Source organism: Roseovarius gahaiensis, assembly GCF_011601345.1.
In the GTDB taxonomy this organism is placed as follows: domain Bacteria; phylum Pseudomonadota; class Alphaproteobacteria; order Rhodobacterales; family Rhodobacteraceae; genus Roseovarius; species Roseovarius gahaiensis.
This window is the reverse complement of record NZ_JAAORB010000042.1, coordinates 1-25,367: the sequence shown is the minus strand read 5'-3', so window position 1 is coordinate 25,367 and position 25,367 is coordinate 1. Positions and strand designations below refer to the sequence as shown.

The window sequence follows — 25,367 nt, the reverse complement described above, 5'->3', positions numbered from 1 at the left end:
GACGACGTCATCCGGCAGTACCTGGAATTACATTCCTCCAAGTGATGCCTCCGGCGTCAGCCGGTGGTCCTTCACTTGGAGATCGCCGTGAGGCGGCGGAAGACGAAGGTCTCCGCCGGCATCTCTATATCTTTTGGTCTTCGATTTTCGACCCATTCCGGGCTCACGAAAATATCTTCGCGCGGAGACAAGCTCCGGGTAATGTGCTAAAATATTGCCCAAGAACACATTTATAGAAATCGTTCCAGTATCGTTCTTACCAAGGCCACTCTAAAGTGAGCGGCTGGGGTATTTCGCCAGCCCTTTGCATTTCGTGTTGCAGCCGCAGGACGTGCCTCGACCGTCCTATTGTGCTTTGTGGACCACACCATCATCACTTCCGTCAATCTCGCGCGTGCACCTTCGTGGAATTGCTTCCGTTGAGAGTCGTTTGGCCAATCTTGTGTCAAGTATCGGCAGGAGAGGCCGGGATATTGAGCCTCGCAAGGGGTAGCACTAAGTGCTATATTTGCGAATTATGAAAGTATGGAAAGCTAAGGCGTTCGCGCGTTGGGCACGATTGGGCACGAAAGGAGGGGCTGGACGAGGATGACTTGCTCCAAGCAGCCGACGAAATCGCAAGTGGTCGTTTTGAGGGCGATCTTGGTGGGGATGTTGTGAAGAAACGCGTAGCCAGAGCCGGGGGAGGGAAGCGCGGCGGGTTTCGGACGATCGTCGCATATCGTTCGGCCTCGTCTTCCAGATTGTTTTTCCTTCACGGCTTCGCAAAGAATGTGAAATCGGATGTTACTCCCAAGGAGAAAGCAGCGCTTCAGACGAACGCTGGTGTTCTCCTTTGCTGATCTGGTCAGCAGCTAAAACAGTTGGAAATTCAAGGCGATCTTATCGCCGTTAGGAGAAACAAATGAGCGAGATCCTCGAGAACATGCACGAGTTGGCCGCAAGCCTGCACAAGGTCGGGGCCATGGACGACATAACGATGAAAGCCATGAAGGATCTGTGCCTGCCAGAGGCACGCAAATTGGACAAGGATGAGGTTCGATCCATACGCAAAAAGACGCGGATGAGTCAGCCGGTCTTCGCGGCCTTTCTTGGCGTGAGTTCCAGCGCAGTTGCGCAGTGGGAGCGCGGGGTGAAGTCCCCGAGCGGCCCTGCCGCAAGGCTTTTGGATGTGATCGACCGAAAAGGTGCGGAAGCAGTCGCCTAAGCAACGAAGAAATTTTCGCGAACGTGTTGCATCAAAGCTCTCAGATTGAGTGCGGCTTAAGGACTCGGTTCTCGCAATTCTGCAACACGAAATGCAAGGGGCTGGGGTATTTCGGGGTCCTGCTTACCCAGTACTGTATAAGCGGGAAGCGCATCCGTCATGAACGTGCCCACTGTCTTGACCATGGCCCCGGCGGCTGGGCCGATATCCGTCTGCCCATGGCTGGCGATGACCCGGAACCGAACATCACCGCCCCGCCTTTAGGGCGGGATGGATGTCAAAACCCTGAAAAGGGAAGTAGATTTGCAGTAGATACATAATGCCGGATATGTTTACTTTTCAGCTTGTGATTTCTGTTCAAGCCAATCCGCAAGAATTCGGCGGATCATTTCCGGCCGTGTTGGGATATCTTTTTGATTTCGTCTCTCGCTATCGAGGGCCTCTAGCATTTCGTTCGATAGGCGCAACGTCACAGCTTTAGTGTTAGTTTTTGGGCGTCCAAATTGGGTCATTTCAATGATTCCAGAATCAGCTATTGACTTTCTGATGTCATGATGCCATAGTGCTGCGAGCGAGGCAAGAGCGGCAACTCCTGCCTCGCCCTAATCAAAACGATCTGAAAGGAGATCATAATGACTGACAATATTTCTATCACCAACACTTTGACTTCGAAAGGCGCTGACAAAGCGCAATGCAATTTGTTTGGTAATTTTTGTGAACTCATGATCCGTGTGTTTCTGGCGCTCGACGAAGAAGAGTTTGCAACCGAGGCGGGTTGGGAGATTGCATTTAGCCCGTCCGCTTCCGACGCAGATGCCGGATGGAAACTGGTTGCGATCCAGGCAGAGACAGTTACCGCTGTGCAGCCAATTTCTATCAACGACTTGCTGCTTCATCGGATGGCGGGATTGATGTCGCGCGCTGTTTCGGCGACCAGCATCGATGCTCTGCAGACCGTGCGGTCCCGGGCAATGCATTGTATTGCACAAGCCCCGATGGATATTGCCCCGGCGGTCTGTGACGTAGCCAAAGAGGCGCTGAGCTCATTAGATCAGATGATCGAGCATGCTCTGGTCAGTGATGGCGACGACAGGTCTGAACGAGCCTTGCCCCTGGCCGCCTGATCTTCTGAGAATTTCCAGACTATCGATTTCCCGGTCGACGCATCTGTGTCGACTGGCACTCCATATATTTCAAAAGGAATTACCCATGATTAAACAACCACCTTTGAGTGGCTTCGAAGAGCTGCTTTCGCCTCCCCCACCAACACAAACTGACGATATCAGAGATTTTCCGGACCTGTCGCGAGGTACATTAACACGCAATGCCAAATGGTTTGGCCTGTCCGGTGAATACCTCGTCGACAGTATCTTGTTGCGCTTCGGAATTTACACGTCGCACCTCCCGGAAATGCTACCTGCGGATCGGATCGTGCACCTCCCGGAAGGCGGTAATTTGCGCCTGCAGATCAAAACCTGCTGCAGGCCGAGAAATGGATTTTTCCACTTCAATTTGACAAAAGGCTATCACCGTTCGCCGACTGGCGTGAAACGCTATGAGGACACCGATTTCGATCTCGTGGCCCTCGTGGCATTGTCGGAAAATGCGCTGAAGTTCACTGCTGACAGGCGTCAATCTCAGAAAATATCGCTCGACGAAATCTACGCACTGCGCGCAGACCCATGCGAAAGTCTTGAACGCGCCATCGCTGACCTTGGGCTGTTGAACGACCGAGCCGTCATTCCCGCACAAGCAGGAGGTGTATGATGACTGACCTGACCATGACCAAGCAAACAGAACTGAGCCCTGCTTTGACGTCTGACTTCGCCCTGGAACTCGCGCGCTCAACGGCAAGACGCCTGTTCATGACTGGGTGGAACGGATTCGTGGAAATGCGATATTCGCCGGACGACGTTGACGATGAGGACGACGATTTTGCCGAGAGCCAGACTGACGATGCGGTTCAAACAAAGGTGGAGCGAGCCTGGGATAACCCTGAAACACCTCTCGCTGATAGCATGAGTTCTGCCGAAATGGCGGCTGCGATCAAATCCGGGATCGATCCCTTTGCTCAGTCCTCTGACACCCCGGGTAGGGTTCTGCATGAGCAGGATCCGCCGCCGTCCCTTATCATTACGGCTTTGGCCGCTGCGCACCTTGTGGATAGTAAATCGCATCTTAACAGTCTCTTCCAACCCGGCCAGGTGACAAATTTCACGTGTCCCACGGGACCTTTCTTTTGGGGACTCGATCAAACTTTGCCAAATCTGATCGCGCATTGGAAAACACGTCTGTCATCATGCGATACGGCAGATTTGCATAGTATCGTCGACGATGCGGACGATGGTGTCACGCGCAGAAGCCGCACGCGAAAACGAGGCATGCTGGATACGCGTGTCGAACGTAGTCTGGCCCAAAATGCATCGGTGCTCCTGATTACCACAAGCAAGTCACATATGTCGGATGCCTTGAGCGCAATTGTCACCCGCAGTGTCGCCTGGCCGGGCCTCACCCCGGAGATCGTGCTTGAAACCCTTCGGCTAACCCACAGCGTGACAGGCAAATTGGCCGAGGACGAAATCTGCAAGCGCTTGCCCGATCCGGATCTTTTGAAAGCCTTCACCCCGGGCCAAATCGATGCAGCCTTCGCGGCTCCGACAACGTTGGCGGTTGCGGATCGGTTGGTCAACATTGCCAGAAAATTGATCCGTCCGGTACCTAAGGTGACGCTGGATGCGGTGCATGGTCTGCCGGAGGTGGGCAGGGCCTTGGATCGGATGTTGAATGATTTGCAAGCCTGGCGAAATGGAAACCTGTCATGGTCCGAGGTAACTTCGAGCGCTGTGTTCCATGGACCGCCAGGCACTGGCAAAACCACGCTGGCCAAGGCATTCGCAGGCTCTGCTGGTATCCCTATCATTCAGACATCTTATGCAGATTGTCAGAAACATGGGCATCAGGGCGACATGCTCGCGGCACTGGATAGGGCATTTGCAGAGGCGAAACAGTCTGTACCAGCGGTGTTGTTTATCGACGAGCTTGATGGCTTTTCGAAAAGAGACATGTCGCATCATCACTCCACGTATATGCGCGGCGTGGTGAACGGCCTGTTGGAACAGATCAACCGCGCCAATGACGTCGACGGGCTGTTCTTGTTGGGCGCAACCAACCATTTGGAAACGGTCGATGCCGCGGTGATCCGCAGTGGCAGGTTCGATCTCAAGCTGCATGTGCCGCACCCGAACAAACGTGGCTTGGTGGAAATTCTTGCCGCAAAGCTCGGTCCGGAAAACGCCAATAGGCTGGACCTCAGTTCCCTCGCGGACCGGCTGTTGGGCCTTTCGGGTGCGGTGGCCGAGGCTGTAGTTCGCGATGCCTTGGGGCGGGCCCGTGCGGATCGAACCCCGGTGCGGCAAGAATATCTCGACAGCGCGGCAGACCAGATTGCGCCAGAACTGGACGAAGACACATTGCGCCGCGCCGCGATCCACGAGGCGGGCCATGTCTTAGTCATGCTCCAGCTTGGCTGGCCTCTCCCGAAGCGGGTTTGCCTGACACTCCAAGGCGGGCAAGTCGAACATGCACCGCTACACTCGATGACGCCGAGCACGGCCAAGGAGCAATTGCAAGTACTTCTCGCAGGGCGCGCGGCCGAGATTTGTATCCTTGGAACCCCGAGTTCCGGGGCAGGCAAGGGCGCGCAAAGCGATCTAGCTCAGGCGACCAGCCTTGCCCTCGCGGTCGAACGACAATGGGGGTTCGGTGAAAGTGGCCTGCTGTGGGATGGGCTATCGGCTGCGGATATATGGCGCGCCCCTAAAGACGTCCAAGAAGAAGCCGAATGCCATTTGCGCGAGGCGCAGGATAAAGCGCTTGAGATCGTTCGCGCCCAGAAGTCTTGTATACTGCATTTGGCGGAGCAGCTTTTACGTGTTCGGGAAATGAACGGGGCGGATATCGACGCCTGCATGAGAGGTGTCTTTCAAGAAGGACACGCTTTCGGCAATCACACGCCGAGCGAAAGTGAGCCCTCGTGCGTTGTGGGATCATGATGCCATTCGAAAAATGGGAGTGATATATCGACCACCCCCGGCAATGAGTTCCGCCGGGGGTGGTTCGCATAGAGCCGATCGCTAACTCTATTCGTCAGAGCGTTCTCGAGGAGCTTCAGGCTCACGGGTGGTTTCGGTGCCACTGCCCGGCACTCGGCAAGAAGCGCGACCTATCGCGTCGGTCAAAGCGCGCGACTGTATCGAACCGCCCCGTCCTTCCCGACCGCTTGGAGCTAAGAGCTGCTTTTTCAATTCGATCGGCAATATGGTGATCTTGGTCGTTATCGATGTGTCTGCAAAATTGGTTCCAAACGGGATTTGCAAGATTTGGATCGCCAGCTATAGCTTGGCGGGCATGGCCAAACACAAAAGCAAGACAAAGGCGCCAAAGCGGCGCAGCTTTCAGCCCCTACGTTGGCTGCGGCGCTGGGTTTTCCGCCTGAGCGTGATCATTCTTGCTATTTTGATGGGCACGGTGGCGGCGCATCGCTTTCTGAACCCGCCGCAGACCTTTTACATGGGTCAAGAAGCTAGGCGTTTGGGCGCAATCGATCATCAATGGGTGTCGCTGGATCAGGTGGCACCGGTTGTTGCGCGCTCTGTCGTCGCGGCGGAGGATGCCAATTTCTGCCTGCATTGGGGTTTTGATATGGCCGCAATCCGCACCGCCATTGACGAGGGTGGTGGACGCGGGGCCTCGACCCTAAGTCAACAGGTCGTAAAGAATGTCTACCTCTGGCATGGCCGCAATTGGCTGCGCAAGGCGCTGGAGGCGGCGATTACCCCAGTGGTTGAAGGGCTGTGGCCTAAGCGCCGGATCATCGAGGTGTATTTGAACGTGGCCGAATTCGACGAAGGCGTGTTCGGGGTTGAAGCCGCGGCACGCCATTATTTCGGTATCGGCCCCGAGGCCCTGAGTGCCACGCAAGCGGCACGGTTGGCCGCAGTGTTGCCCGCCCCCAAAGAAAGATCTGCAGCGCGGCCCGATACATGGCTGCGCAAACGAGCCGCGTCGATCATGGATGGGGCGGCTACCATCCGCCGGGATGGGAGATCGTCCTGTTTCGAGGATTGAAAAGCAGGCTTATTCACGGCATGGAGGGGTATCCCGAAAATCGCGCAAGGTTTGATTGACGCATGGCCAAGCTTTATCACGTTCCGTTGTCCCCGTTTTGCCGCAAGGTGCGGCTGAGTCTTGCGGAAAAGAAAATTGAGTGTGAGCTGGCGGAAGAACGCTATTGGGAAAAAGACCCCGACTTTCTGCGCCGCAACCCGGCAGGCAAGGTTCCGGTTCTGAAGATTGACGGGCAAACCATGGCCGAAAGCACGGCGATTTGTGAATATCTGGAAGAGATGTACCCCGATCCGGCGCTGATGCCCAAAAGTGCGGTGGCCCGCTACGAGGTTCGGCGTCTGGTGGCGTGGTTTGATGACAAATTTCATTCTGAAGTGACATCAAAGTTGCTGTACGAACGGGTGAACAAAAAGGTGATGAAAGCCGGTTTTCCCGACAGCACCAACGTCAAGGCCGGTGCGCGGGCGATCAAGTATCACCTAGACTATATGGCGTGGCTCTTGGACCGGCGCCGCTGGCTGGCAGGCGACGTGATGACTTTGGCCGATTTCGCCGCTGCAGCGCATCTTAGTGCGCTGGATTATATCAGTGATGTGGACTGGAACCGCAGTGACGTGGTCAAAGACTGGTATGCCAAGATCAAGTCGCGCCCGGCATTCCGCGGCATTCTGGCCGATCAGGTGCCGGGTTTTCCGCCGCCTGCGCATTATGCCGATCTGGATTTTTGAAATGCGGAGCTATGTCCCCCGGCCTCCGGTCTTTGCCCAGGATATATTTGAACAGAAAATGCCATGGACACGTTGAAAGACAGGTTGGTGGCACAGGCCCTTGAGGAAGGGTTTGATCTGGCGCGCTTGTGCAGGCCTTGGGATGTGGGGCATGTGCCCGACCGTCTGGCTACGTTTTTGGACAAGGGCTATCATGGGCAGATGGGTTGGATGGCCGACCGGGCGCATTGGCGCGGTGATCCGCATGCCTTGTGGCCCGAGGCGCGCAGCATTTTGATGCTGGGCGAAAGCTACACCCCGCAGGAGGATCCGACAGCAACGCTGACGCAGGGGGATGTTGCAACAGTCTCGGTTTATGCCCGAAATCGTGATTATCATGATGTGGTCAAGAAGCGGCTGAAGCGTTTGGCGCGTTGGCTGATTGCCGAGGGTGGCGGCGAAGTGAAGGTGTTCGTGGACACCGCCCCGGTGCCGGAAAAGCCATTGGGGCAGGCGGCGGGGCTGGGTTGGCAAGGCAAGCATACCAACCTTGTCAGCCGCGACATGGGCAGCTGGTTTTTCATCGGGTCGATTTTCACCACGCTGGAATTAGAGACTGATCCGCCCGAAATCGACCATTGCGGATCCTGCCGGGCTTGTCTGGATGTTTGTCCAACCGATGCCTTTCCCGCGCCCTACCAATTGGATGCGCGGCGCTGTATTTCCTATCTGACGATTGAACATAAAGGCCCCGTAGACGAAGAGTTGCGCGGGCTGATGGGCAACCGGATTTACGGCTGCGACGATTGTCTTGCCGCCTGTCCATGGAACAAGTTTGCCGTAGAGGCCCGCGAGGTAAAGTACCATGCGCGCGATGATTTGATCGCGCCCAAACTGGCTGATTTGGCGGTACTGGACGATGCTGGGTTTCGTGCGCGGTTTTCCGGCAGCCCGATCAAGCGCATCGGGCGTGATCGGTTCGTGCGCAACGTGCTGTATGCCATCGGCAATTCCGGTGACCCAGCCTTGGGTGCTGTGGCGCAGGGGTTGTGCGATGACCCGGACCCGACAGTGGCGGATGCGGCGCGCTGGGCGGTGTTGCGACTGAATAGTGACGCAAACGGGATGGATTGACCGCGAAAACCCGGTACATGGCTTGCATACAAACAAGGGAGCGGTTGCATGGCGGTGCTGTTGGGCGTGGATACAGGGGGCACCTATACGGATGCGGTGCTGGTCCGCGATGACTCCGAGGTGATCGCCAAGGCAAAGGCGCTGACCACGCGGCACGACTTGGCCCTTGGTATTGAACGCGCGATTGCCGCTGTGCTGGAACAGAGCGGCGTGGATCGGGGCCAAATCGGGCTGGCCTCTCTTTCGACGACGTTGGCCACCAATGCGCTGGTCGAGGGACAAGGCGGGCGCGCCGGGCTGGTTTACATCGGGTTTCGCCAGCAGGATCTGGACAGTCACGGCCTGACCGAAGTGTTGGCGGGCGATCCGGCGGTGGTGCTATCCGGTGGGCACAGCCATGCCGGAGCCGAGCGACAAATGCTGGATGAAGCCGCCCTTTACGCATGGTTAGAGACACACAAAGATGTATCAGCCTTTGCTGTTGCAGCCCAGTTTGCCACACGCAACCCGGCGCATGAGCTGCGCGCCGCCGAGATAGTACAAGAGGTTACCGGGCGTCCGGTGTCTTGTTCGCATCACCTGTCGGCCAAGCTGAACGGCCCGAAACGGGCACTGACGGCGCTTTTGAATGCGCGTCTGATCGGCATGATTGCGCGTTTGATCGACCGGGCCGAAGACACCTTGCAGCGTCTTGGGATTGCTGCGCCGTTGATGGTGGTGCGTGGCGATGGGGCATTGATATCAGCCGGTCAGGCGCGTGAGCGACCCATTGAGACGATCCTGAGTGGCCCGGCGGCCAGTATCGTCGGTGCACGGTGGATGACGGGGGTGGATGAAGCCTTGGTGTCTGACATTGGCGGTACGACAACGGATGTGGCCGTGCTGCGCGACGGGCAACCGACGATCGACCCGGACGGGGCCAAGGTGGGGCCTTGGCGAACCATGGTCGAAGCTGTTGCCATGCGCACAACAGGGTTGGGTGGTGACAGCGAAGTGCATGTGCAAGACGAAGGCTTGCATGGTGGTATTATGCTGGGGCCCAGACGATTGATCCCGGTTAGCCTGATCGCAACCGAGGCGCCCGATGTGGTGCATGCGGCGCTGGAAGATCAATTGCGCCGAACCGTGCCGAACGAGCATGACGCAAGGTTTGTCCGGGCTGTGCCGGGGATGAGCGTGGACGGCCTGCCCGAGCGCGAGCAGAGCCTTTTGGCCCGGATCGGTGACGCGGTGCATCCCCTTGGCAAGGTGTTGCAAACGCGGTTGGATGGCCAAGCCCTGCGGCGTTTGGTGGGGCGTGGGCTTGTGCAGATTGCGGGCGTCACGCCCTCAGATGCCAGCCATGTTCTGGGCGGTCTGAACGATTGGGATGTCATCGCTGCACGCGCGGCTTTGGAATTGATCGGACGACGGCGCACCGGAAGTGGCAATAGGCTGTGCCCGGATCCCGCAAAGCTGGCGCGAATGATTGTCGATCAGTTGACGCATCAGACATCTTTGGCCCTATTAGAGACTGCTTTTGCCGAGGACAGCCACGATTTTGGACTGCCGCCCGAAGATTTGGCGCGCCACGTTTTGACGCAGCGTGGCCTTGCGCAGCATAGCGGGTTGATCCGTATCGAAAGCGGTTTGAACGTCCCGGTGGTGGGCTTGGGGGCGTCGGCGCCGTTTTACTACCCGGCGGTGGGTGAGCGGCTTGGATGTCGGATGATCCTGCCGGAACACGCCGGCGTTGCCAATGCAATCGGTGCGGTGGTCGGGCGTGTGACCATCCGGCGCAGCGGCCTTGTCACGTCACCGACCGAAGGGAAATATCGGGTGCATTTGGAAACGGGTCCGCAGGATCATCTAGATGCAGACGCAGCGATGCAGGCATTGCAAACCGCGTTGGAAAAAGACGCGCAAGCCGAGGCTGTCGCAGCCGGAGCAGAGGATATTCACACCCATGCTGTCCGCGATATTCGAAGTGCGCAGGCCGAAGGGCGCGATGTGTTCTTAGAGGCCGAAATAACGGTTGAGGTGACCGGCCGGCCACGCGTGGCCATCTAGGCCAGCTACCATTACCTTTCCAACAAATCCCGATAGTAGGTTTTCAGGAACAAGAGACCAAGGACAGCGCAGACACCTGCAAAACCGTAGGTATAGGAAATGCTGACATAGTCCGCGGTGTAACTGTAATAGAAACCACGACGGGCCTCTCCGACGACATGAACCAAAGGGTTCCACTCCAGCCATGTGCGATAGGGGTCAGGAATTCGATCATGCAGGAAAATGACCCCTGAGATCAGGACCAACGGCCGCGTGGCCACAGACCATACAGAGGCCCAGACCGGGTTTCGTGAGATCAGGACGCAGTTTAGCATGCCAACCCCGAAACCAAGTGCAATCGCCATGGCATAGGCGTTTAGCACACGGCCGACCACGAAAACGGTCCGGGTATCCCAAGTGACCAGAATGAACGTCAGAATGATGGTGCTGATGATGGCTTGAATTAATACGTTCAGCAACAGCCTTGCCAGAAGCGCATCCATAAAGCTGACCCTTGGATAGTTGAGCAGCTGTCTTGAATAGTTGATTGCTTGTTGGACCTTGCCGCTTGTTGAAACGAACATCATGAACGGCAGCATGCCGCTGGCGTAGTAAATTGCGAAATTTGTTCCGAGTTGCGGTGACCTGAAACCGATTGAGAAAATTGTAACTAGGAGCGCGATTGCGCCCGCAGGCTCTAGAATGGCCCAGATAATACCCCCCGGAGAGCGGCCATAGGTGGTTGTCATCTCGCGCAGGATCAGCGCCGAAATGGATCGCACACTGGCGAAGCGCGGCACCTGGCGCTGCACGTTTCTAAGCTCTGATGTGTCTGATGTGTCGCGAGAAAGCATATGCTCAAGCCATTAGAGTTTCCGCGACTCTTGACAGGGTGTGGTGCGGCGTCAAGCGGGAAATCCTGGTTTCAAGTTCCCGTTTGGGCAGATAAGCTATGCCCTGCGTTGACATTGATGGCGCGATCGTTTTTGCACTTTGCTCTATCTATGCGAGTATTCGTTTGTATGGGCAGCAGTACATAGGTTGCACAAGGTATGGCTTACCGATCATTTTTCTGGCGCGCGTGCCAGCGTCTCTCAAGGCGCGTAAAGCCCGCTTTGGGGCGGCCTGTTTCGTTTGTTGATGCAGATGCCTTTAGGCATTTTTGGCACCAAAAAGACGATCTGTTCGAGACGGTAGAGGCTGACAAGAGCAAGCGCGATAAGATTGATTCTCTGGCCTATCCGGATCGCCGGTATGTTATATTTTTCACGCCACGGTCAGGCAGCAGTCGCCTTGGAAACCTGATTGGACAGACCGGGTATCTGCATGACCCCGGCGAGCCTTTTAACCCCGATTTCGTGCCAAAAATCGCAAAAGGCCTGCAGGCCAAGGATGTCTCCAGCTACGTCGATGGTTTGCTGCGCAAGCGCAATCTGAACGCGACGTTCGGTTGTGAAATTACCTTCCGCCAGCTTCACAATGTATTTGGCAGCATGGCGAACATGCTTGATTTGCTAGAGCCCACCTCATGCTTTTGGCTGATCCGAGAGGATTTGATTGCGCAGGCGGTCTCGCTTTCGCGGCGACAACAAACGCAAATTTCACATTCTCCGCAGGCGGACGCACACGCGCAAAAGCGCGGCGAAGAGGTGTTTAGCTATGATGCAAAGACAATCAAACTGGCGGTCGAGGCCCTGTGTTGGCAAGAAAATCGAATGGAAGAATTGTTCATCAAGCACGGGCTTTCCCCGTTCAGGATAAGCTATGAAACCTCTGTTCGGTGTGAAGCTGATGACCTATTGGATGCGGTTGCTGGCCACATAGGTCTGCCTGCTGGTGTGTTGCGGCAAACAGAACCTTCGCACGAGAAACTGAAAGGCACTAAGTCGGCTGAATTCATCCAACGTTTCAAAAGTGAAAACGCGGCTTACGTGGATTTCATACAGAACCGCCGCCATGCGCGCCTTGAAGCGCTGCGCCCGAGTGCCAAAGGAGCCAATGGTGACTTTAGCCTGTGAGAGATGGGATATCGCTGCTCGGCGTGGTGCGTTGTCTTGTTCGTCCAGCGGGCGAGCAGGTATAGGCAAGTTTAGCGTGGTTTGGCCGTTGCTTTTGCAAATGGATCGGCATTTGGCATGGTTTGCCAGCGCTTGGTTGGGAGAAAGTCGTTGATCCGGCAGCTACATTCTTTGTTTCGCCGGTATCGGGCCGCGCATGTGAACTTCCAAGTCGGTGGCGTTCGCATCAATGGTGACGGTGGCGCGACGATTGGGTTTATTGAACGCATCACGTTTGACGCTGGCTGGTTTCGCGTAACAGGGTGGGCGCATGCGCAAAAGCTGACATTTTCGCTGAACGGGGTGGATGTGGATTGCATCCCGACACAGTCCCGCCCTGACGCTGCGCAAGTGTATGGCGTTCCGGAAAAGACCGGGTTCAAATGCGTGATCCCTGGCAGCTTTGATGATCTTGAGATGTCTTCTGTTCTGGTTGCGCATGTCTTTGGTGATCCTGGCCTGTCTACTGCCGCGGCAATGCAGGTGCCGCTTAGGATTCGGCGTTTGGAACAGGTGTTGGTTGCATACCGTTTTGCGCGCGATCTGGGCCTGTCGTTGCCCGGCGTTGCAGGCTGGTATCTGACAGGTGACCCAAAATATCGTGCGCGGGTCAAACGGCAGCTCAGGCTGTCGCAGCCGCGCAATTATGGCGCACTTCTGCCTGACATGTTTGATGCCGTGCAAGATCAGCCTGCGCCGACAACTGGTAATAGGATTACGATCATACTGCCAGTCTACAATGCCTATGATCTGTTGCAGGAATGCTTGCAGCGGGTGATTGCGCATACCGACCTGCCTTGGCAAATGATTTTGGTCGAGGACCGATCGACCAACGACAGCGTGCTACCGTTTTTGCGCGGGTGGGTCGAGGACAAGCCAAATGTCACGCTACTTGAAAACGCCAAGAACCTTGGGTTCGTCGCCTCGGTCAATCGAGGGCTGTCCTTGGCGCTTGAGACAACAGAGGGCGATACAGGGCCGGTTGTCCTTTTGAATTCCGACGCGCTGGTGCCCAAGCGTTGGGCCAGCAGGTTGGTTGAGCCGTTCGAATTGGAAAAAGACGTTGCCAGTGTGACGCCCTTGTCCAATGACGCCGAGATCTTTTCGGTTCCGGTGATTTGTCAGCGTGTACCATTGAAACCCGGGCAGGGGGATATCATCGACGCCACGGCACGTCAGTTTCGACCGGGAGCCGAAATGTCGGATGTGCCCACTGGCGTGGGTTTTTGCATGGCCATGGCACGTGATTGGCTGGTGCGTGTGCCGTCGTTTGATCCGGCCTTTGGCCGTGGCTATGGTGAAGAAGTGGACTGGTGCCAGAAGGTCTCGGATATGGGGGGGCGGCACGTGGTGCAGCCGCGCCTGTTTGTCGAACATCGCGGCGGGGAAAGCTTTGGTGCAAGTGGCAAGGCCACATTGATTGCCCAAAACAATGAGAAAATTTCTCAGCGCTACCCGGACTACGATAAATCGGTACAGGATTTCATCGCGTTGGACCCTTTGGTCAGTGCGCGGCTGGCCCTTGGGCTGGCTTGGGCAGGTAGTTTGCAACCAGACAGCCCCGTTCCGGTCTACATGGCCCATACGATGGGCGGTGGTGCTGATCACTATTTGGAACGGCGTATCGCGCAGGATCTAGAGGCAGGCCGCCCTTCGGTTGTGTTGCGCGTCGGCGGCCCGTTTCACCGCTGGCAGTTGGAGCTTGTGACCACCGGCGGCCGTCATCACGGTGTCTGCGACCGCTTTGCAACGGTTCAGCGCCTTTTGTCTGTGCTGCCAAGGCGGCATGTGGTCTATTCATGTGGCGTCGGGGACGAAGATCCTGTGACACTGCCGCAGGCCTTGCTTGATTTGATGCACGGTCAAGATACCGCCGAGATGTTGTTCCACGACTATTTTCCGCTGACACCGAGCTATAACTTATTGGACAGTGACGGTGCCTATCGTGGGCCTGTTGTGCACCCGCGTGGAGATAGCGCGCATCAAATTCGGTCAGCCACTGGTGAAACGATTCCATTGGACCGCTGGCAAGCCGCATGGAAACGATTTGCAGCGAAGGCCAAGCTGACGGTGTTTTCGAAAGACAGTGCGCAACAGGTCGCGGCCGTCTGGCCAGATCTAAAGGCTGCGATACAGATTGAACCGCATGCGTTGTCTGTCGGGTTTGAGGCCTTGCCACCACGTCCAGCCAACGCGCGGCCAACGATTGGCGTTTTGGGCAATATCGGTCAAAGCAAGGGCGCGGCGGTGGTCCAAGACATGGCCAAGCGGCTTGGCCGAGATCGTGATCGAGTTTGTGATATGGTTGTCGTCGGAAATGTGGATCCGGCCTTTGCCTTACCGGGGGATTTGCGTGTTCATGGATCCTATGCGGTGTCTGATCTGCCGATCTTGGCCGAGAGATACGGCATCACGCATTGGTTGGTGCCATCAATATGGCCAGAAACCTTTTGCTATACTGTGCATGAGGCCATTCAAACCGGGCTTCCTGTCTTGGCGTTTGAGATCGGTGCGCAGGGCGAAGCGGTGCGCGCTGCAAAGAATGGGCACGAGATCCCCTTTGATCCAGATGCAGATTTAGCGCATACCGCGATTCAAAAAATCGCGTATTTGGTAAAAGACGAAAAGGCAGGTGTGGTGTGAACGAACAGGTTTCCATTTCGTGGCTCAAATCGCGGGGCGTTGAGGTGCTCAATCGGCCCGGCGGTAAGGTAAATCTACCGGCAAAAACCGTCATTGAAGCCCCGGCCAGTCTTAAGTGGACCCAATATGAATGCTTTCTGGAATTGGGGGCATTTTCGTATCAGGTTTCCGGCTATTGTTTCGCGGCACGTATTGGGCGGTACTGCTCCTTTGGAGAGGATGTGCAGATTGGACGTCAGAACCACCCGACAGACTGGGTATCGACCAGCCCGGCGTTTTACCTTGGGGACAAGTTGTTTGATCTGGGAGGGGGGTTTGCCGGCGCCTCAGAATATCACAACTACAAATTCGAGTTCGAAGGCCCGCCTGCAAAGGTGCGACCGACGAAAATCGGCAACGATGTCTGGATTGGCCACGGTGCGCATGTCAAGGCTGGCGTGACCATCGGAGATGGCGCAATTGTCGCGTCAAATGCGGTGGTGACAAAAGATGTTCCACCATATGCCGTTGTTGCTGGAAATCCGGCGGTGATCAAAAAGTGGCGCATTTCACCAATGCACATAACCCCTATGTTGCGATGCAAATGGTGGCGGTTCGCCCCATGGCAACTTGATCACCTTAACCCTCAGAACCTGAACCAGTTCGTTCGTGGTGTGAGCGCGATGAAGGATGTCGAGCCGTTTCAGCCTGACCTAATAGATTTGCGAAACCAATAATATGAGCGTTGAAGAGTGCAAAATTGTTTTCCTGCATATTCCGAAGACCGCCGGACAAACAATTCATTCCGAACTGGTGCGTTTGATTGGTGAAGACGCTGTATCGCCGATACGTGTGCATACCCAAGCGGATAGTCCAGCCGGGCAGTTTCCTCCGGGGTATCGCCTGTATTCCGGTCACATTGATTGGCTGGCCTTGGATACTGTGCCCGATCCAAAATTTGTATTTACAGTTTTACGCGATCCGTTTGAACGGATTGCTTCGTTCTACTTTTTCCTGAAACGCCAAGCCGAGGGGCTCTCTGCCGAAGAACTGGCACGTCCTAGACGGGTCGGTATGCGCCGCATTCTGAATTCAAGCGTAGATGATTATTTTTGTGGCGGTCCGACGTCTTGGCGGCGGTTTATTCGGGATCACTATCACAGTCCGTACTGTGCGTATCTGGCTACGAAAACATTGCGCGGCCACTCAAAGATCGCGGAATGCCCACCCAACGAGATGATTGACCGCGCAGAAACTGCGGCAAAATCTCTGGGCGGCGTATATTCTGTGAACGCACTAAGCGTATTAGAACGTGATATCGAAGTTGTCTTGGGGGAAAGACCGCAACTTCAGGGTCGATACATGAACGCAGCGCCCAAAGAGCATATCGGTTCTCGATGGCAACAGTTGGAAGCGATTATCGAAAAAAAGGAGACTCTTGCGGAGTTGAAATCCTTTGTGGCGGCGGATTGTCAACTCATGTCACGTTTGGGGATGAAAACATCTTGAACGTGCTTTGTGCATTGTCTCGAACGATGATTTTTACAGCCGCCCATACCGTGCAAGAATAGGCAGAAGTTTATCGCCGGCCTTGCTCTGCCGGTGAATTCCAAGCTTGGGAAGTGCCGCCGCCAGATGCGCACCCCCGTCGTGGCGGGCTTGTTCAAACTCTCTTAGCATTTGTTGGTTGGCGTCGGTCAGCAGCCCACTGTTGTCCATCAATGCGGCAACATTAGCCGATATCCACCGATGATACCGTCGCCCTGCGACCATGCTAAGCCGGTTAAGCCTGCCTCGAACCGGGCCATGATGCCCAAGCACGTTGGACGCGTGTTGCCGGTAGAGAACCAGTGGTCCTGTCTCTTGGTAAATCCGGGCCTCCATGCCGCTGGTGATCAAGTAAATCCACCAGTCATGATAAGGAACGCCAAACCGCAGGGCCGATTGGGTTGTGCTTGCAATAATTTTCGCAGCTGCCGGAGACAGGACGATAGTGTTTCCTGCAACAATATTTTGCACCAATGCATTGCCAAAGCAGGGGCGGCGTTTGAACGTCCGGCTTTTTCCCTTGGGCGTCAACTTGGCATCGGTCAGAACCGTGCGGCACGACCACAACAGTGGCGTTCCGTTCATAGCCCCATGCGCCACCAGCCATTCAGCCGCTTTTTCCAGTTTCCGGGGCAACCAAACGTCATCTTGATCGGATATTGCGATGGCGGAGTCGGGCGATTCTGCGATGGCCTTGTCCAATCCGCACAGAAAGTTTGCCGCAGCGCCTGCCTTGGGCCCGTTGAAAAGCCTGATGGCATGACCCGGTTGGTGCGCGGCAAAATCGCGGATGATCTCTTGGGTTGCGTCAGATGACCCATCGTCGCTTATGTCGAGTGACCAATTTTTGTGACTTTGAGCCGCGTAGCTGTCAAGTTGCGGGCCAAGATAAGTGGCACCGTTATATGTCGCCAGCACAATGCGGACATGAAGCGTGTTGGCGTTCAAATTCAATTCTCCGAGATGCGATTGTGGTTACGCAATAGTTTTGACATTCGAAAATCTATATGATCAACCCAAAAGGGTATTATCGTTTGAGGCATGCTTTGACAGATAAAAAATCAACCGCAAAACCAACGTCCGACGTGGTCGATTTGCAAAAGCAAGGTCAAGGCCCAAAGCCCAAAGGCCCAGACACCGGGACCAGCCAAAATAATGCCGACCAGCAGCCGCCCAAAGGGGGTCAGAAAAAGCCGCAGGGTGGGCCAAAAAAACCGGCCCAAGCCAAAGTCCCGCCACCTGTGCCACCAGCACAATTGAAACGACGGCACAAACTGGCGTTTTTGGCGTTCGGGGTTATGGTGATTTTGCCCATTGTGGCGTCTGCATGGTACTTGTTTGACCGAGCGCATGATAGATACGTGTCCTACGCGGGCTTTTCTGTCAGGACCGAAGAAATCGGATCAGCTTTTGAGCTTTTGGGGGGCGTGGCTGAAATTTCGGGCTCGTCCTCGTCGGATACCGACATCTTGTACAAGTTCATCCAAAGCCCTGAACTTGTGAACCGGATCAACAAGCAGATTGATCTGCGCGAAGTTTGGTCGAAACCCGGGCGCAAGTGGGCGAACGGTGATCATGATCCGGTTTTCGCCTATAATCCACAAGGAATCGCAAAAAGCCTGTTTGTTCCAGGTGACGCAAACAACCCAGGCTATATCGAAGACTTGACCAAGTACTGGCAACGGATGGTTACGGTCTATTCCGACAGCGGCACCGGTCTTATCGACCTTGAGGTGCAAGCGTTTACGGCGGACGAGGCGCAGACGATTGCGCGATTGGTCTACGAGGAAAGCTCGACCATGATCAACCGTCTGTCGGCCATCGCGCGCGACGACGCGACCCGCTATGCACGAGAAGAGCTGGACCAAGCCGTTGACCGCTTGAAAACTGCGCGAGAGGCGCTGACACGGTTTCGCAACCGCTCGCAGATCGTGGACCCTTCGGCCTCCATCCAAGGCCAGATGGGTATCCTGACATCGCTCCAACAACAACTGGCACAGACACTGATTGATCTTGATATCCTGCGCATGACGTCTCAGGCGAACGATCCGCGCAGTACGCAGGCAGAACGCCGTGTCCGGGTCATCGAAGACCGTATCGAACAAGAGCGCAAGAAGCTGGGCATCGGCACCTCGACCGGAGTAGAGGGCTCGGGCGATGAAAACGCCTTTGCGAACCTTCTTGGCGAGTTTGAGCGCCTGAGTGTCGATCTGCAATTTGCCGAAGAATCCTACAAATCCGCCTTGGCCGCTTACGACGCGTCTTTGGCCGAGGCGCAGCGGCAAAGCCGCTACTTGGCGGCGCATGTCAACCCGACCTTGCCCGAGGCCGCAACCCGGCCAGACCGCCTGTTGTCATTGGGCATGGTGGCCCTGTTCAGCCTGTTGATCTGGGCCATCAGCGTTCTGGCGGCCTATGCCCTGCGGGATCGGCGATGATTGTCCTGCGGGATCTGACGAAGATTTTCGAATTCAACGGGAACATCAAAGTTGTTGCCGACCGGCTGAACACGGTGTTCCCAACGGGTGTTGCGGTTGGGCTTTTGGGGCGCAACGGGGCGGGGAAATCGACGCTGCTCAAGATCATTGCCGGAACGTCATCGCCCACCTCGGGCGAGGTGCTGACCGATGGCAAAATCTCGTTTCCCGTCGGGCTGGCCAGTTCGATGCATCCCGACATGACCGGCGCGCAGAACACGCGCTTTGTGGCGCGGCTCTATGGGGCGGACACCGAAGAGATGAGCGCCTATGTCGACGAGTTCGCCGAATTGGGCGGGCATTTCCACCTGCCGGTGCGCACCTATTCTTCGGGGATGCGATCGCGGCTGAGTTTCGGCATCAACATGGCGTTGCAGTTTGACACCTACCTGATCGACGAGGTGATCGCCGCAGGCGACGCCGCCTTTGTCGAGAAAAGCAGCCTTGTGTTCCGCGACCGGATGGAAAACGCGGGGGCGCTGTTTGTCAGCCATTCGACGGGCATGATGCGACAGTTTTGTGAGGCCGGTGCCGTATTGGAAAACGGCCAGCTGACCTATTACGACGACATCGAAGACGCCGTCCGCCACCACGCCGAAAACATGCGCGCGCGGAAGGCGGGGTAGGCATCCGGCGTAGGCTGAACTGATGCGGTGGATGCCCCACCAACGGCATCTTGTATGCCATTTCTGCCGGCACAGTACCATCCTCCCAGTCGCCAAGGCCAAAGCAACGAGAGTCCCGCACAAGTTTGTCCAGACCTTGGCATGTTGCAAAATGAGATACACCATCGCCGACACCAATCTCCACGACAAGGCTCGGTCGGATGATTTCGATCAGCCAAAACAGAAACGGCAAATGATACAGATCCGGTGAAGTCCTGAGAAAACGCGCTCGCCAAAGAAGTGTTTCGGTCGACATGGGCCCGACAAAGCCGGACGGATCCGGATTAAGTGCCGTAGGCTCAGCGTTTATCAGCTTGGAGTTGGTGGTCATTTCCCCGTTATCCTCTAAACCGGCGCCTACTCGCAGGCAATTCCAAGAAACACACGCACAATACAAGGTTTTTCTTCTGTGCGCGAAGTCTTTACGTGCTTAACATAAATATTGGAATAGTTAGCCCCAGTGCCCAAGGTCAAATCGGGTGCATATCTTTTGCCCTTAGCCCCTGGTTGACCGACCCTCATTGCGTCAGTCCCACCCAAACAGATCCCGCGTGAAGATCTTACTGGCAACGTCGGACAAATCTTCTGTCTTGCGATTGGCGACGATGACATCTGCGCGCTGCTTGAACACCTCGAGATCGTCGATGACGTCGGAACCGAAGAAGTGCGACTCGTCCCAGGCGGGTTCAAAGACAATCACATCGATCCCCTTGGCTTTGAGGCGCTTCATCACACCCTGGACCGCACTTTGACGGAAATTCTCCGATCCCTGTTTCATGACCAGCCGGTAGATCCCAACGCATTTCGGGGCGCGGCTCAGGATCTGTTCGGCAATGAAGTCCTTGCGGGTCCGGTTCGCGTCCACGATTGCCTTAATGAGATTTTGCGGCACCTTGGAGTAGTTCGCCAGAAGCTGCTTGGTGTCTTTGGGCAGGCAATAGCCTCCGTAGCCGAAAGATGGGTTGTTGTAATGTGCACCAATCCGCGGATCGAGCCCGACGCCCTCGACGATCTGGCGACTGTCGAGGCCATGGCTCAGTGCATAGCTGTCCAACTCGTTGAAATAGGCGACGCGCATCGCGAGATAGGTATTCGCGAAAAGCTTGATCGCTTCTGCTTCCGCGGGGTCCGTGAACAGCATGGGGATATCCTCGGCCAGCGCGCCCTGCCGAAGGAGCTTCGCGAAGATCATTGCCCGCTCGGAGCGTTCGCCGACGATGATCCGGCTTGGGTAAAGGTTGTCGTACAGCGCCCGTCCCTCGCGCAAGAATTCAGGACTGAAGATCACATTATTGATCTGTCTTTTGGCCCGGAGTCGCTCGACAAACCCTACTGGGATGGTGGATTTGATCACCATTACTGCCTCTGGTGCAATCGCTCGTACTGTATCGATCACGCTCTCGACGGTGGATGTATCAAAGGCGTTGGTCTGTGGATCGTAATTGGTGGGTGTGGCGATAATTACAAAATCCGCGTCACTGTAAGCCAGCTTGGGATCGGTGGTTGCAACAAGGTCCAGTTCATGATTGCCAAGGTATTCTGAACATTCAGCGTCCTGGATTGGGGACTGGCGTGCATTGACCATACCGACCCGAGCCTTCATTACATCCAGCGCAACGACTTTGTTGTGCTGTGCCAGCAAGATGGCATTGGCCAACCCCACATATCCCAAACCGGCAATTGCAATCTTCATTGTCAACCTCGTAATTAACACCAATTTTCCTTGTCTCCATCAGGCAGTTGGTTTCGGATTGCAAGCAAGTTGCTGCAAATTGATCCAGCTCTACGTTGCCGCAGCTATCCCAAAAGGTGGTGACGGCGTGGTTGGATGTCAGGCTGCAGCTGCTTGATACCCTCCTTGAAGGCAACCCCCGGAACAATCTTGGGCAGCTGATCGGCACTGTCCAGGTTTTGCGATTTTACCTGGGCTGACATCACCCGCCTGAAGACCAATGCCAGCCCGGTTTGAATCGCCCCGGTTTCATCGGAGACCTATAGCTTCATTTCACGCGACCATATCGGGCACGTCGCGCTGTGCATAGAAGTTCTCTTCAGCCTCTGCTGGTGGGATGTTTCCGATAGGCCCGAGTAGGCGTCTGTGGTTGAACCAATCGAACCAGCCGAGGGTGGCCATTTCCAGATCCTGCATGTTGCGCCACGGACCTGGACCTGTCGCGTAATCGTGCCGCTCCAAGTGCTCGTTTAAGCCACCTTCCGTTCAAAAGCGACCGGGCTTTTCCAGCCTAATGCTGAGTGCCGTCGACGTGGATTGTAGAAGCCATTGATATATTCGAAGATCGCCATCTCGGCTTGCCGCCTCGTTACCCATGACCGCCGCCAGATCAGCTCGGCCTTGATGGTTTTGAAGAACGTCTCGACAGCCGCATTGATGCTCCTATATTTGTCAAGCAGCGGGTGCGTTGGGATGTGAGATGCACAGTTGCCGGTATATTTCGCGGACGATGTAGCGCTTGATGCAGCGCACGATTTCCCGCCGTGTTTTGCCTTCCGAAGTTCGTCGAGCAGCATAGGCTTTGGTTCTCTCATCGTCGCGTAAGCGCACAATGGCCACACGGTAGATGGCGGCATTGGCTTGTCGGTTTCCACCTCGGTTCAATCGCATCCTGTTGATCCTGCCGCTTGAGGCCGGGATCGGGCAGACGCCGCAGAGCTTGGCAAGGGCGGCTTCGGAATGGATACGCTCGGGGTTGTCTCCCACGAGGATCAGCATCTCGGCGACGGTCATTGTGGAGATGCCATGCGACTTCATCAGCTCGGGTGCTTTCTCCCGGACTAGTCGGTCAAGTTCTTGGTCGTGCGACTGGATTTCTTCATGCAGAGCAAGCCAGCGTCGTGCGATCGCTCGCATGGCTGTTTTGGCGGATGCGATTGGGGAAGTGATCTCGCCTGGCCTCAGGGCTGCAACATGACGCACCAAAGCGATCCGTCCTCTGATTTCGTCAAGTGTGTCACGAAGTTCGGCTGGCGCATTCACGATCAACGTTTTCAGCGTGATCATCGCCTGAGACTTGGCTTTTACCGCGCTGTCTCGCGCAACCTTCAGGTGCCGGATCATCTCTGATGACCCGGTTTGCGTCTTGGCGTGTGCCCTGGCTTGCCCGTTCAGGACTGACCTGGCCGCGCTCTCTGCATCGAGGCTGTCTGATTTGCCATGAAGGAAACGAAGTTGGCGGTTGGGGCGCATGACATCCCGAACGTCATGCCCCTTGGCCAGCAGGTGTCTGGACAAGCCCGCGCCGAATGAACCGGTTCCTTCAATGCCGAAAGCCTTAACACGCCCGAACTGCAACGCCCAGGCTTCGAGATCATGGTATCCCTTCCGCGTGGTGGAAACAGTCGTGCTGCCAAGACGGGCACCCTGCGCGTCTAAAGCAACGGCAACGTGGTTGTCTTTGTGCGTGTCTACGCCAATGATAACTTGATCCATGGAAGGCTCTTTCGCTGGAATGGCCCAGGCACCGATCGAAGAGGACAGGACTGTGATGGTACGCGGACCGTCAGGCTCCTATGAAGTCACATCTCGCCCGCTGCCGGGGCAACCTGATGGTCGACACGTCAACGCAATGACACGAAGTCAATCATAAGATGAGTCAGGCCATCAGGCTGCAATACCATATTCACAGTCATAAGAGTCCCCAACGCTGCCGACCGATGGTTCGATGCCGGCTTCGGCCAGACGCTCAGTGTATCGAATGGACAAATACTGGGCGCCGCGATCCGAGTGATTGATCAATCCCCCTTTCTGAACAGGCCGTCGGTCATGTAGAGCCTGCTCCAAGGCATCGAGCACAAAGTCAGTCTTGGCAGACCGCGAGACCCGCCATCCGACGATGCGGTCAGCGAATGTGTCGATGACAAAAGCCACATAGACAAAACCCTGCCATGTCGACACGTAGGTGAAATCACTGACCCAGAGCAGGTTCGGGGCTGGCGCTCGGAACACCCGGTTCACCTTGTCACGCGGACAGGGTGCCGACGTGTCACGGACCGTCGTCTTGACCACCTTCCCGCGCACAGCGCCACGGATGCCGATCTGTTTCATCAGGCGCTCCACGGTGCAGCGCGCGAGTGTAAAGCCCTCACGCTTCAGCTGGTGCCATGCCTTGCGGACCCCGTAGACCTGGTAATTCTCATCCCAGACCCTTTTGATCTCTGGTCGCAATTCCGCATCCCGCTGCTGTCGCGCCGATGTTTTGGAAGGATCATCGCTTCAGTGGGCGGTCGAGTTCCGCCTGCGCAAAATACGCTGACGCCTTGCGGAGAATTTCATTCGCCTGGCGCAGCTCGCGCACCTCACGTTCCAGGGCCTTGATCCGGTCCCTTTCCTCAGTGGTCACGCCATCGCGCATGCCGCTGTCTTTCTCAGCCTGCTTGACCCATTCGCGCAGGGTCTGGGGAATACAGCCAATCTTGGGTGCAATGGCCGCAATCGCGCCCGCCTGCGTTTCGTATGAGCCCTGATGCTCGAACACCATCCGGACCGCACGTGCGCGGACCTCGGGCGAGTAGCGATTTGCCATTTTGCTTTTCGTCATAACCATCATCCTTACTTGAGTTGATGGTCTCCGACAAACCCGGAGCGATTCAGCCCGCGTGCGCGCACCAGGTCACGCATCGCTTCATGCTCAACGTCCGGAACCCAAACGGCGGTCAATTCGTTGGCTCGATGTAATTTGGCAAGCATGCGTGCATCCCGACGATCGGTCTTCACACGTTCGCCGGCTTTCACAGGAATCAGCGAGGGAGCGACAACCAAGCAATCATGTCCAAGCTCGACGAGCTGTCGGTAAAGGCCATAACCACAAGGTCCCGCCTCATAACAGAAATACAACTGATGACCTTTGGCGCCCAGTTGCTCGGCAAGCTTGCGCACACTATCTGGTCGATTGGGCAGCTTGCCCCAGTCCCGAACCTCCCCACCGCGCTCGCCATCAGCAACAGCTACTTAGATTGTGGCTTTGTGGACGTCCAGCCCAATAAATATGCTATCCTTCACGTGGTCTCTCCTCCATTCTTGAGGCTCTGCGCCAAAAAACTGGCACAACCCTCGTTGCAGAATGCCGAAGGAGAGGCCGCCGGTCTAATTGACGTCGAATGCGATCATAAGGTCTGGAAACACATTCGGACATCAAACCCAATCGAAAGCACATTCGCTACCGTCCGTCATCGAACCAAACGCACCAAGGGCTGCCTCAGCCGAAAGACCGGGCTGGCCATGGCCTTCAAGTTGATGATGTCAGCGCAGAAGAAATGGCGAAAGCTCGACGGCCAAAACCGCCTACCCGAGATCATCCAAGGGATTGAGTTCCGCGACGGGATCCGCCAACTTCAAACCGCCGCCTGATCAGGTATCACCAGCTTTTGCCCATATCTCGCATGCTGGCTCTTGCGGGTTGTGAAGGGATGAGTCCCGAAACACGGACAGTGGTAGGTGTCGCCGGTGGCGCGGCGGCCGGATTGATCACAGCGGACGCGCTGGATGCCGATGACGACTGGCGTCTTATCTCGGCGCTTGCGGGAGCTGCGGCTGGCACCATTGTGGCCCAAAACACCTCAAACAAAATGTGCGCCTATTCGCGCGGCGACGGCACTTACTACCGCGCGCCTTGCCGTTAAGGGCGCATCAGGGTCGCCTGCCTGAAGCACACTCGGTGGAAGACTGGTCGCCGATGTCTGTCTCTCGTCTGGCATGAATACTGCGTGTTTCGCGTGATGGCGGGCACTGATTTCACCTGATCATGGGCATAGATTTCACGTGATCGTGGGCAGACTTG

General features: G+C 56.1%; 20 protein-coding genes and 6 pseudogenes. 17 read left to right on the top strand and 9 right to left on the bottom strand.

What is annotated here, in order from left to right:
* Positions 1 to 566 precede the first annotated feature (566 nt).
* Both HAT86_RS17130 and HAT86_RS14610 read left to right on the top strand, forming a co-directional pair.
* Positions 567 to 842, top strand: a pseudogene (locus HAT86_RS17130) (type II toxin-antitoxin system RelE/ParE family toxin); the annotation flags it as partial.
* Positions 843 to 904: 62 nt separating this feature from the next.
* Positions 905 to 1,207: a helix-turn-helix domain-containing protein gene (locus HAT86_RS14610; protein ID WP_167199434.1), complete on the top strand. Its 303-nt coding sequence runs from the start codon at positions 905 to 907 to the stop codon at positions 1,205 to 1,207.
* A 332-nt stretch (positions 1,208 to 1,539) separates the two neighbouring features.
* Here the strand turns inward: HAT86_RS14610 and HAT86_RS14605 are convergent, their stop codons facing one another.
* Positions 1,540 to 1,719, bottom strand: coding sequence for a ribbon-helix-helix protein, CopG family (locus HAT86_RS14605; RefSeq protein ID WP_167199431.1), 180 nt, complete (start codon positions 1,717 to 1,719; stop codon positions 1,540 to 1,542).
* Positions 1,720 to 1,839: 120 nt separating this feature from the next.
* Between HAT86_RS14605 and HAT86_RS14600 the strand changes: the two genes are divergently transcribed.
* The 7 genes from HAT86_RS14600 to HAT86_RS14570 all read left to right on the top strand — a co-directional run bounded on the left by HAT86_RS14600 (position 1,840) and on the right by HAT86_RS14570 (position 10,224).
* Positions 1,840 to 2,331 (top strand): hypothetical protein, encoded by a 492-nt coding sequence (locus HAT86_RS14600; RefSeq protein WP_167199428.1) that lies wholly within the window; start codon positions 1,840 to 1,842, stop codon positions 2,329 to 2,331.
* An 85-nt stretch (positions 2,332 to 2,416) separates the two neighbouring features.
* A complete protein-coding gene (locus HAT86_RS14595) occupies positions 2,417 to 2,974 on the top strand; it encodes a hypothetical protein (protein WP_167199425.1) in 558 nt (185 codons plus the stop codon).
* Positions 2,974 to 5,259: an AAA family ATPase gene (locus tag HAT86_RS14590; RefSeq protein WP_167199422.1), complete on the top strand. Its 2,286-nt coding sequence runs from the start codon at positions 2,974 to 2,976 to the stop codon at positions 5,257 to 5,259. The genes HAT86_RS14595 and HAT86_RS14590 overlap by 1 nt, the downstream gene beginning before the upstream one ends.
* A 355-nt stretch (positions 5,260 to 5,614) precedes the next feature.
* Entirely contained in the window at positions 5,615 to 6,334 is a 720-nt protein-coding gene (gene mtgA / locus HAT86_RS14585) for a monofunctional biosynthetic peptidoglycan transglycosylase (protein WP_167199419.1), read from the top strand.
* Positions 6,335 to 6,396: 62 nt separating this feature from the next.
* On the top strand, positions 6,397 to 7,062 hold the full coding sequence (gene fzlA, locus HAT86_RS14580; protein WP_167199416.1) for an FtsZ-binding protein FzlA: 666 nt from the start codon (positions 6,397 to 6,399) through the stop codon (positions 7,060 to 7,062).
* Between the two features lie 63 nt (positions 7,063 to 7,125).
* Complete coding sequence (gene queG / locus HAT86_RS14575; RefSeq protein WP_167199413.1) at positions 7,126 to 8,175, top strand: tRNA epoxyqueuosine(34) reductase QueG; 1,050 nt, start codon at positions 7,126 to 7,128, stop codon at positions 8,173 to 8,175.
* 48 nt (positions 8,176 to 8,223) lie between these two features.
* Positions 8,224 to 10,224, top strand: coding sequence for a hydantoinase/oxoprolinase N-terminal domain-containing protein (locus tag HAT86_RS14570; protein WP_167199410.1), 2,001 nt, complete (start codon positions 8,224 to 8,226; stop codon positions 10,222 to 10,224).
* An 11-nt stretch (positions 10,225 to 10,235) separates the two neighbouring features.
* Here HAT86_RS14570 and HAT86_RS14565 read toward each other — a convergent pair whose 3' ends face one another.
* Positions 10,236 to 11,015 carry an ABC transporter permease gene (locus tag HAT86_RS14565; protein ID WP_331272561.1) on the bottom strand — a complete coding sequence of 260 codons (780 nt, stop codon included), beginning with the start codon at positions 11,013 to 11,015 and terminating at the stop codon, positions 10,236 to 10,238.
* A 240-nt stretch (positions 11,016 to 11,255) separates the two neighbouring features.
* Here HAT86_RS14565 and HAT86_RS14560 point away from each other — a divergent pair, with 240 nt between their 5' ends.
* The 4 genes from HAT86_RS14560 to HAT86_RS14545 all read left to right on the top strand — a co-directional run bounded on the left by HAT86_RS14560 (position 11,256) and on the right by HAT86_RS14545 (position 16,391).
* The gene (locus HAT86_RS14560) at positions 11,256 to 12,221 is read left to right on the top strand and encodes a Stf0 family sulfotransferase (protein ID WP_167199404.1); all 966 of its coding nucleotides are present in this window, start codon (positions 11,256 to 11,258) and stop codon (positions 12,219 to 12,221) included.
* A 150-nt stretch (positions 12,222 to 12,371) separates the two neighbouring features.
* Positions 12,372 to 14,903, top strand: a complete 2,532-nt coding sequence (locus HAT86_RS14555) for a glycosyltransferase (protein WP_167199401.1) — start codon at positions 12,372 to 12,374, stop codon at positions 14,901 to 14,903.
* Positions 14,900 to 15,619 (top strand): CatB-related O-acetyltransferase, encoded by a 720-nt coding sequence (locus HAT86_RS14550; protein WP_167199398.1) that lies wholly within the window; start codon positions 14,900 to 14,902, stop codon positions 15,617 to 15,619. The genes HAT86_RS14555 and HAT86_RS14550 overlap by 4 nt, the downstream gene beginning before the upstream one ends.
* 1 nt (position 15,620) lies before the next feature.
* Positions 15,621 to 16,391, top strand: a complete 771-nt coding sequence (locus tag HAT86_RS14545; RefSeq protein WP_167199396.1) for a sulfotransferase family 2 domain-containing protein — start codon at positions 15,621 to 15,623, stop codon at positions 16,389 to 16,391.
* Between the two features lie 33 nt (positions 16,392 to 16,424).
* On the opposite strand, the gene HAT86_RS14540 is transcribed toward HAT86_RS14545, so the two are convergent.
* Entirely contained in the window at positions 16,425 to 17,378 is a 954-nt protein-coding gene (locus tag HAT86_RS14540; RefSeq protein WP_167199393.1) for a glycosyltransferase, read from the bottom strand.
* A 308-nt stretch (positions 17,379 to 17,686) separates the two neighbouring features.
* Here HAT86_RS14540 and HAT86_RS14535 point away from each other — a divergent pair, with 308 nt between their 5' ends.
* Positions 17,687 to 18,868: a capsule biosynthesis protein gene (locus tag HAT86_RS14535; protein ID WP_196780621.1), complete on the top strand. Its 1,182-nt coding sequence runs from the start codon at positions 17,687 to 17,689 to the stop codon at positions 18,866 to 18,868.
* Positions 18,865 to 19,533 (top strand): ABC transporter ATP-binding protein, encoded by a 669-nt coding sequence (locus tag HAT86_RS14530; protein ID WP_167199372.1) that lies wholly within the window; start codon positions 18,865 to 18,867, stop codon positions 19,531 to 19,533. Before HAT86_RS14535 ends, HAT86_RS14530 begins: the two co-directional genes overlap by 4 nt.
* A 565-nt stretch (positions 19,534 to 20,098) precedes the next feature.
* Here the strand turns inward: HAT86_RS14530 and HAT86_RS14525 are convergent.
* The 6 genes and pseudogenes from HAT86_RS14525 to HAT86_RS14500 form a co-directional block, all read right to left on the bottom strand.
* Positions 20,099 to 21,265 carry a nucleotide sugar dehydrogenase gene (locus tag HAT86_RS14525; protein WP_167199368.1) on the bottom strand — a complete coding sequence of 389 codons (1,167 nt, stop codon included), beginning with the start codon at positions 21,263 to 21,265 and terminating at the stop codon, positions 20,099 to 20,101.
* Between the two features lie 312 nt (positions 21,266 to 21,577).
* Positions 21,578 to 21,736 (bottom strand): annotated as a pseudogene (locus HAT86_RS14520) (IS3 family transposase); the annotation flags it as partial.
* A gap of 38 nt (positions 21,737 to 21,774) precedes the next feature.
* Positions 21,775 to 21,960, bottom strand: a pseudogene (locus tag HAT86_RS14515) (IS3 family transposase); the annotation flags it as partial.
* A 16-nt stretch (positions 21,961 to 21,976) separates the two neighbouring features.
* Entirely contained in the window at positions 21,977 to 23,020 is a 1,044-nt protein-coding gene (locus HAT86_RS14510; protein WP_167199362.1) for an IS110 family RNA-guided transposase, read from the bottom strand.
* A gap of 195 nt (positions 23,021 to 23,215) precedes the next feature.
* Positions 23,216 to 24,128: pseudogene (locus HAT86_RS14505) on the bottom strand (transposase); the annotation flags it as partial.
* 56 nt (positions 24,129 to 24,184) lie between these two features.
* Positions 24,185 to 24,511 (bottom strand): annotated as a pseudogene (locus tag HAT86_RS14500) (IS110 family transposase); the annotation flags it as partial.
* Between the two features lie 192 nt (positions 24,512 to 24,703).
* Between HAT86_RS14500 and HAT86_RS14495 the strand changes: the two are divergent.
* Both HAT86_RS14495 and HAT86_RS14490 read left to right on the top strand, forming a co-directional pair.
* Positions 24,704 to 24,937, top strand: a pseudogene (locus HAT86_RS14495) (IS256 family transposase); the annotation flags it as partial.
* A 32-nt stretch (positions 24,938 to 24,969) separates the two neighbouring features.
* The gene (locus HAT86_RS14490; RefSeq protein WP_167199360.1) at positions 24,970 to 25,209 is read left to right on the top strand and encodes a glycine zipper 2TM domain-containing protein; all 240 of its coding nucleotides are present in this window, start codon (positions 24,970 to 24,972) and stop codon (positions 25,207 to 25,209) included.
* Positions 25,210 to 25,367 lie beyond the last annotated feature (158 nt).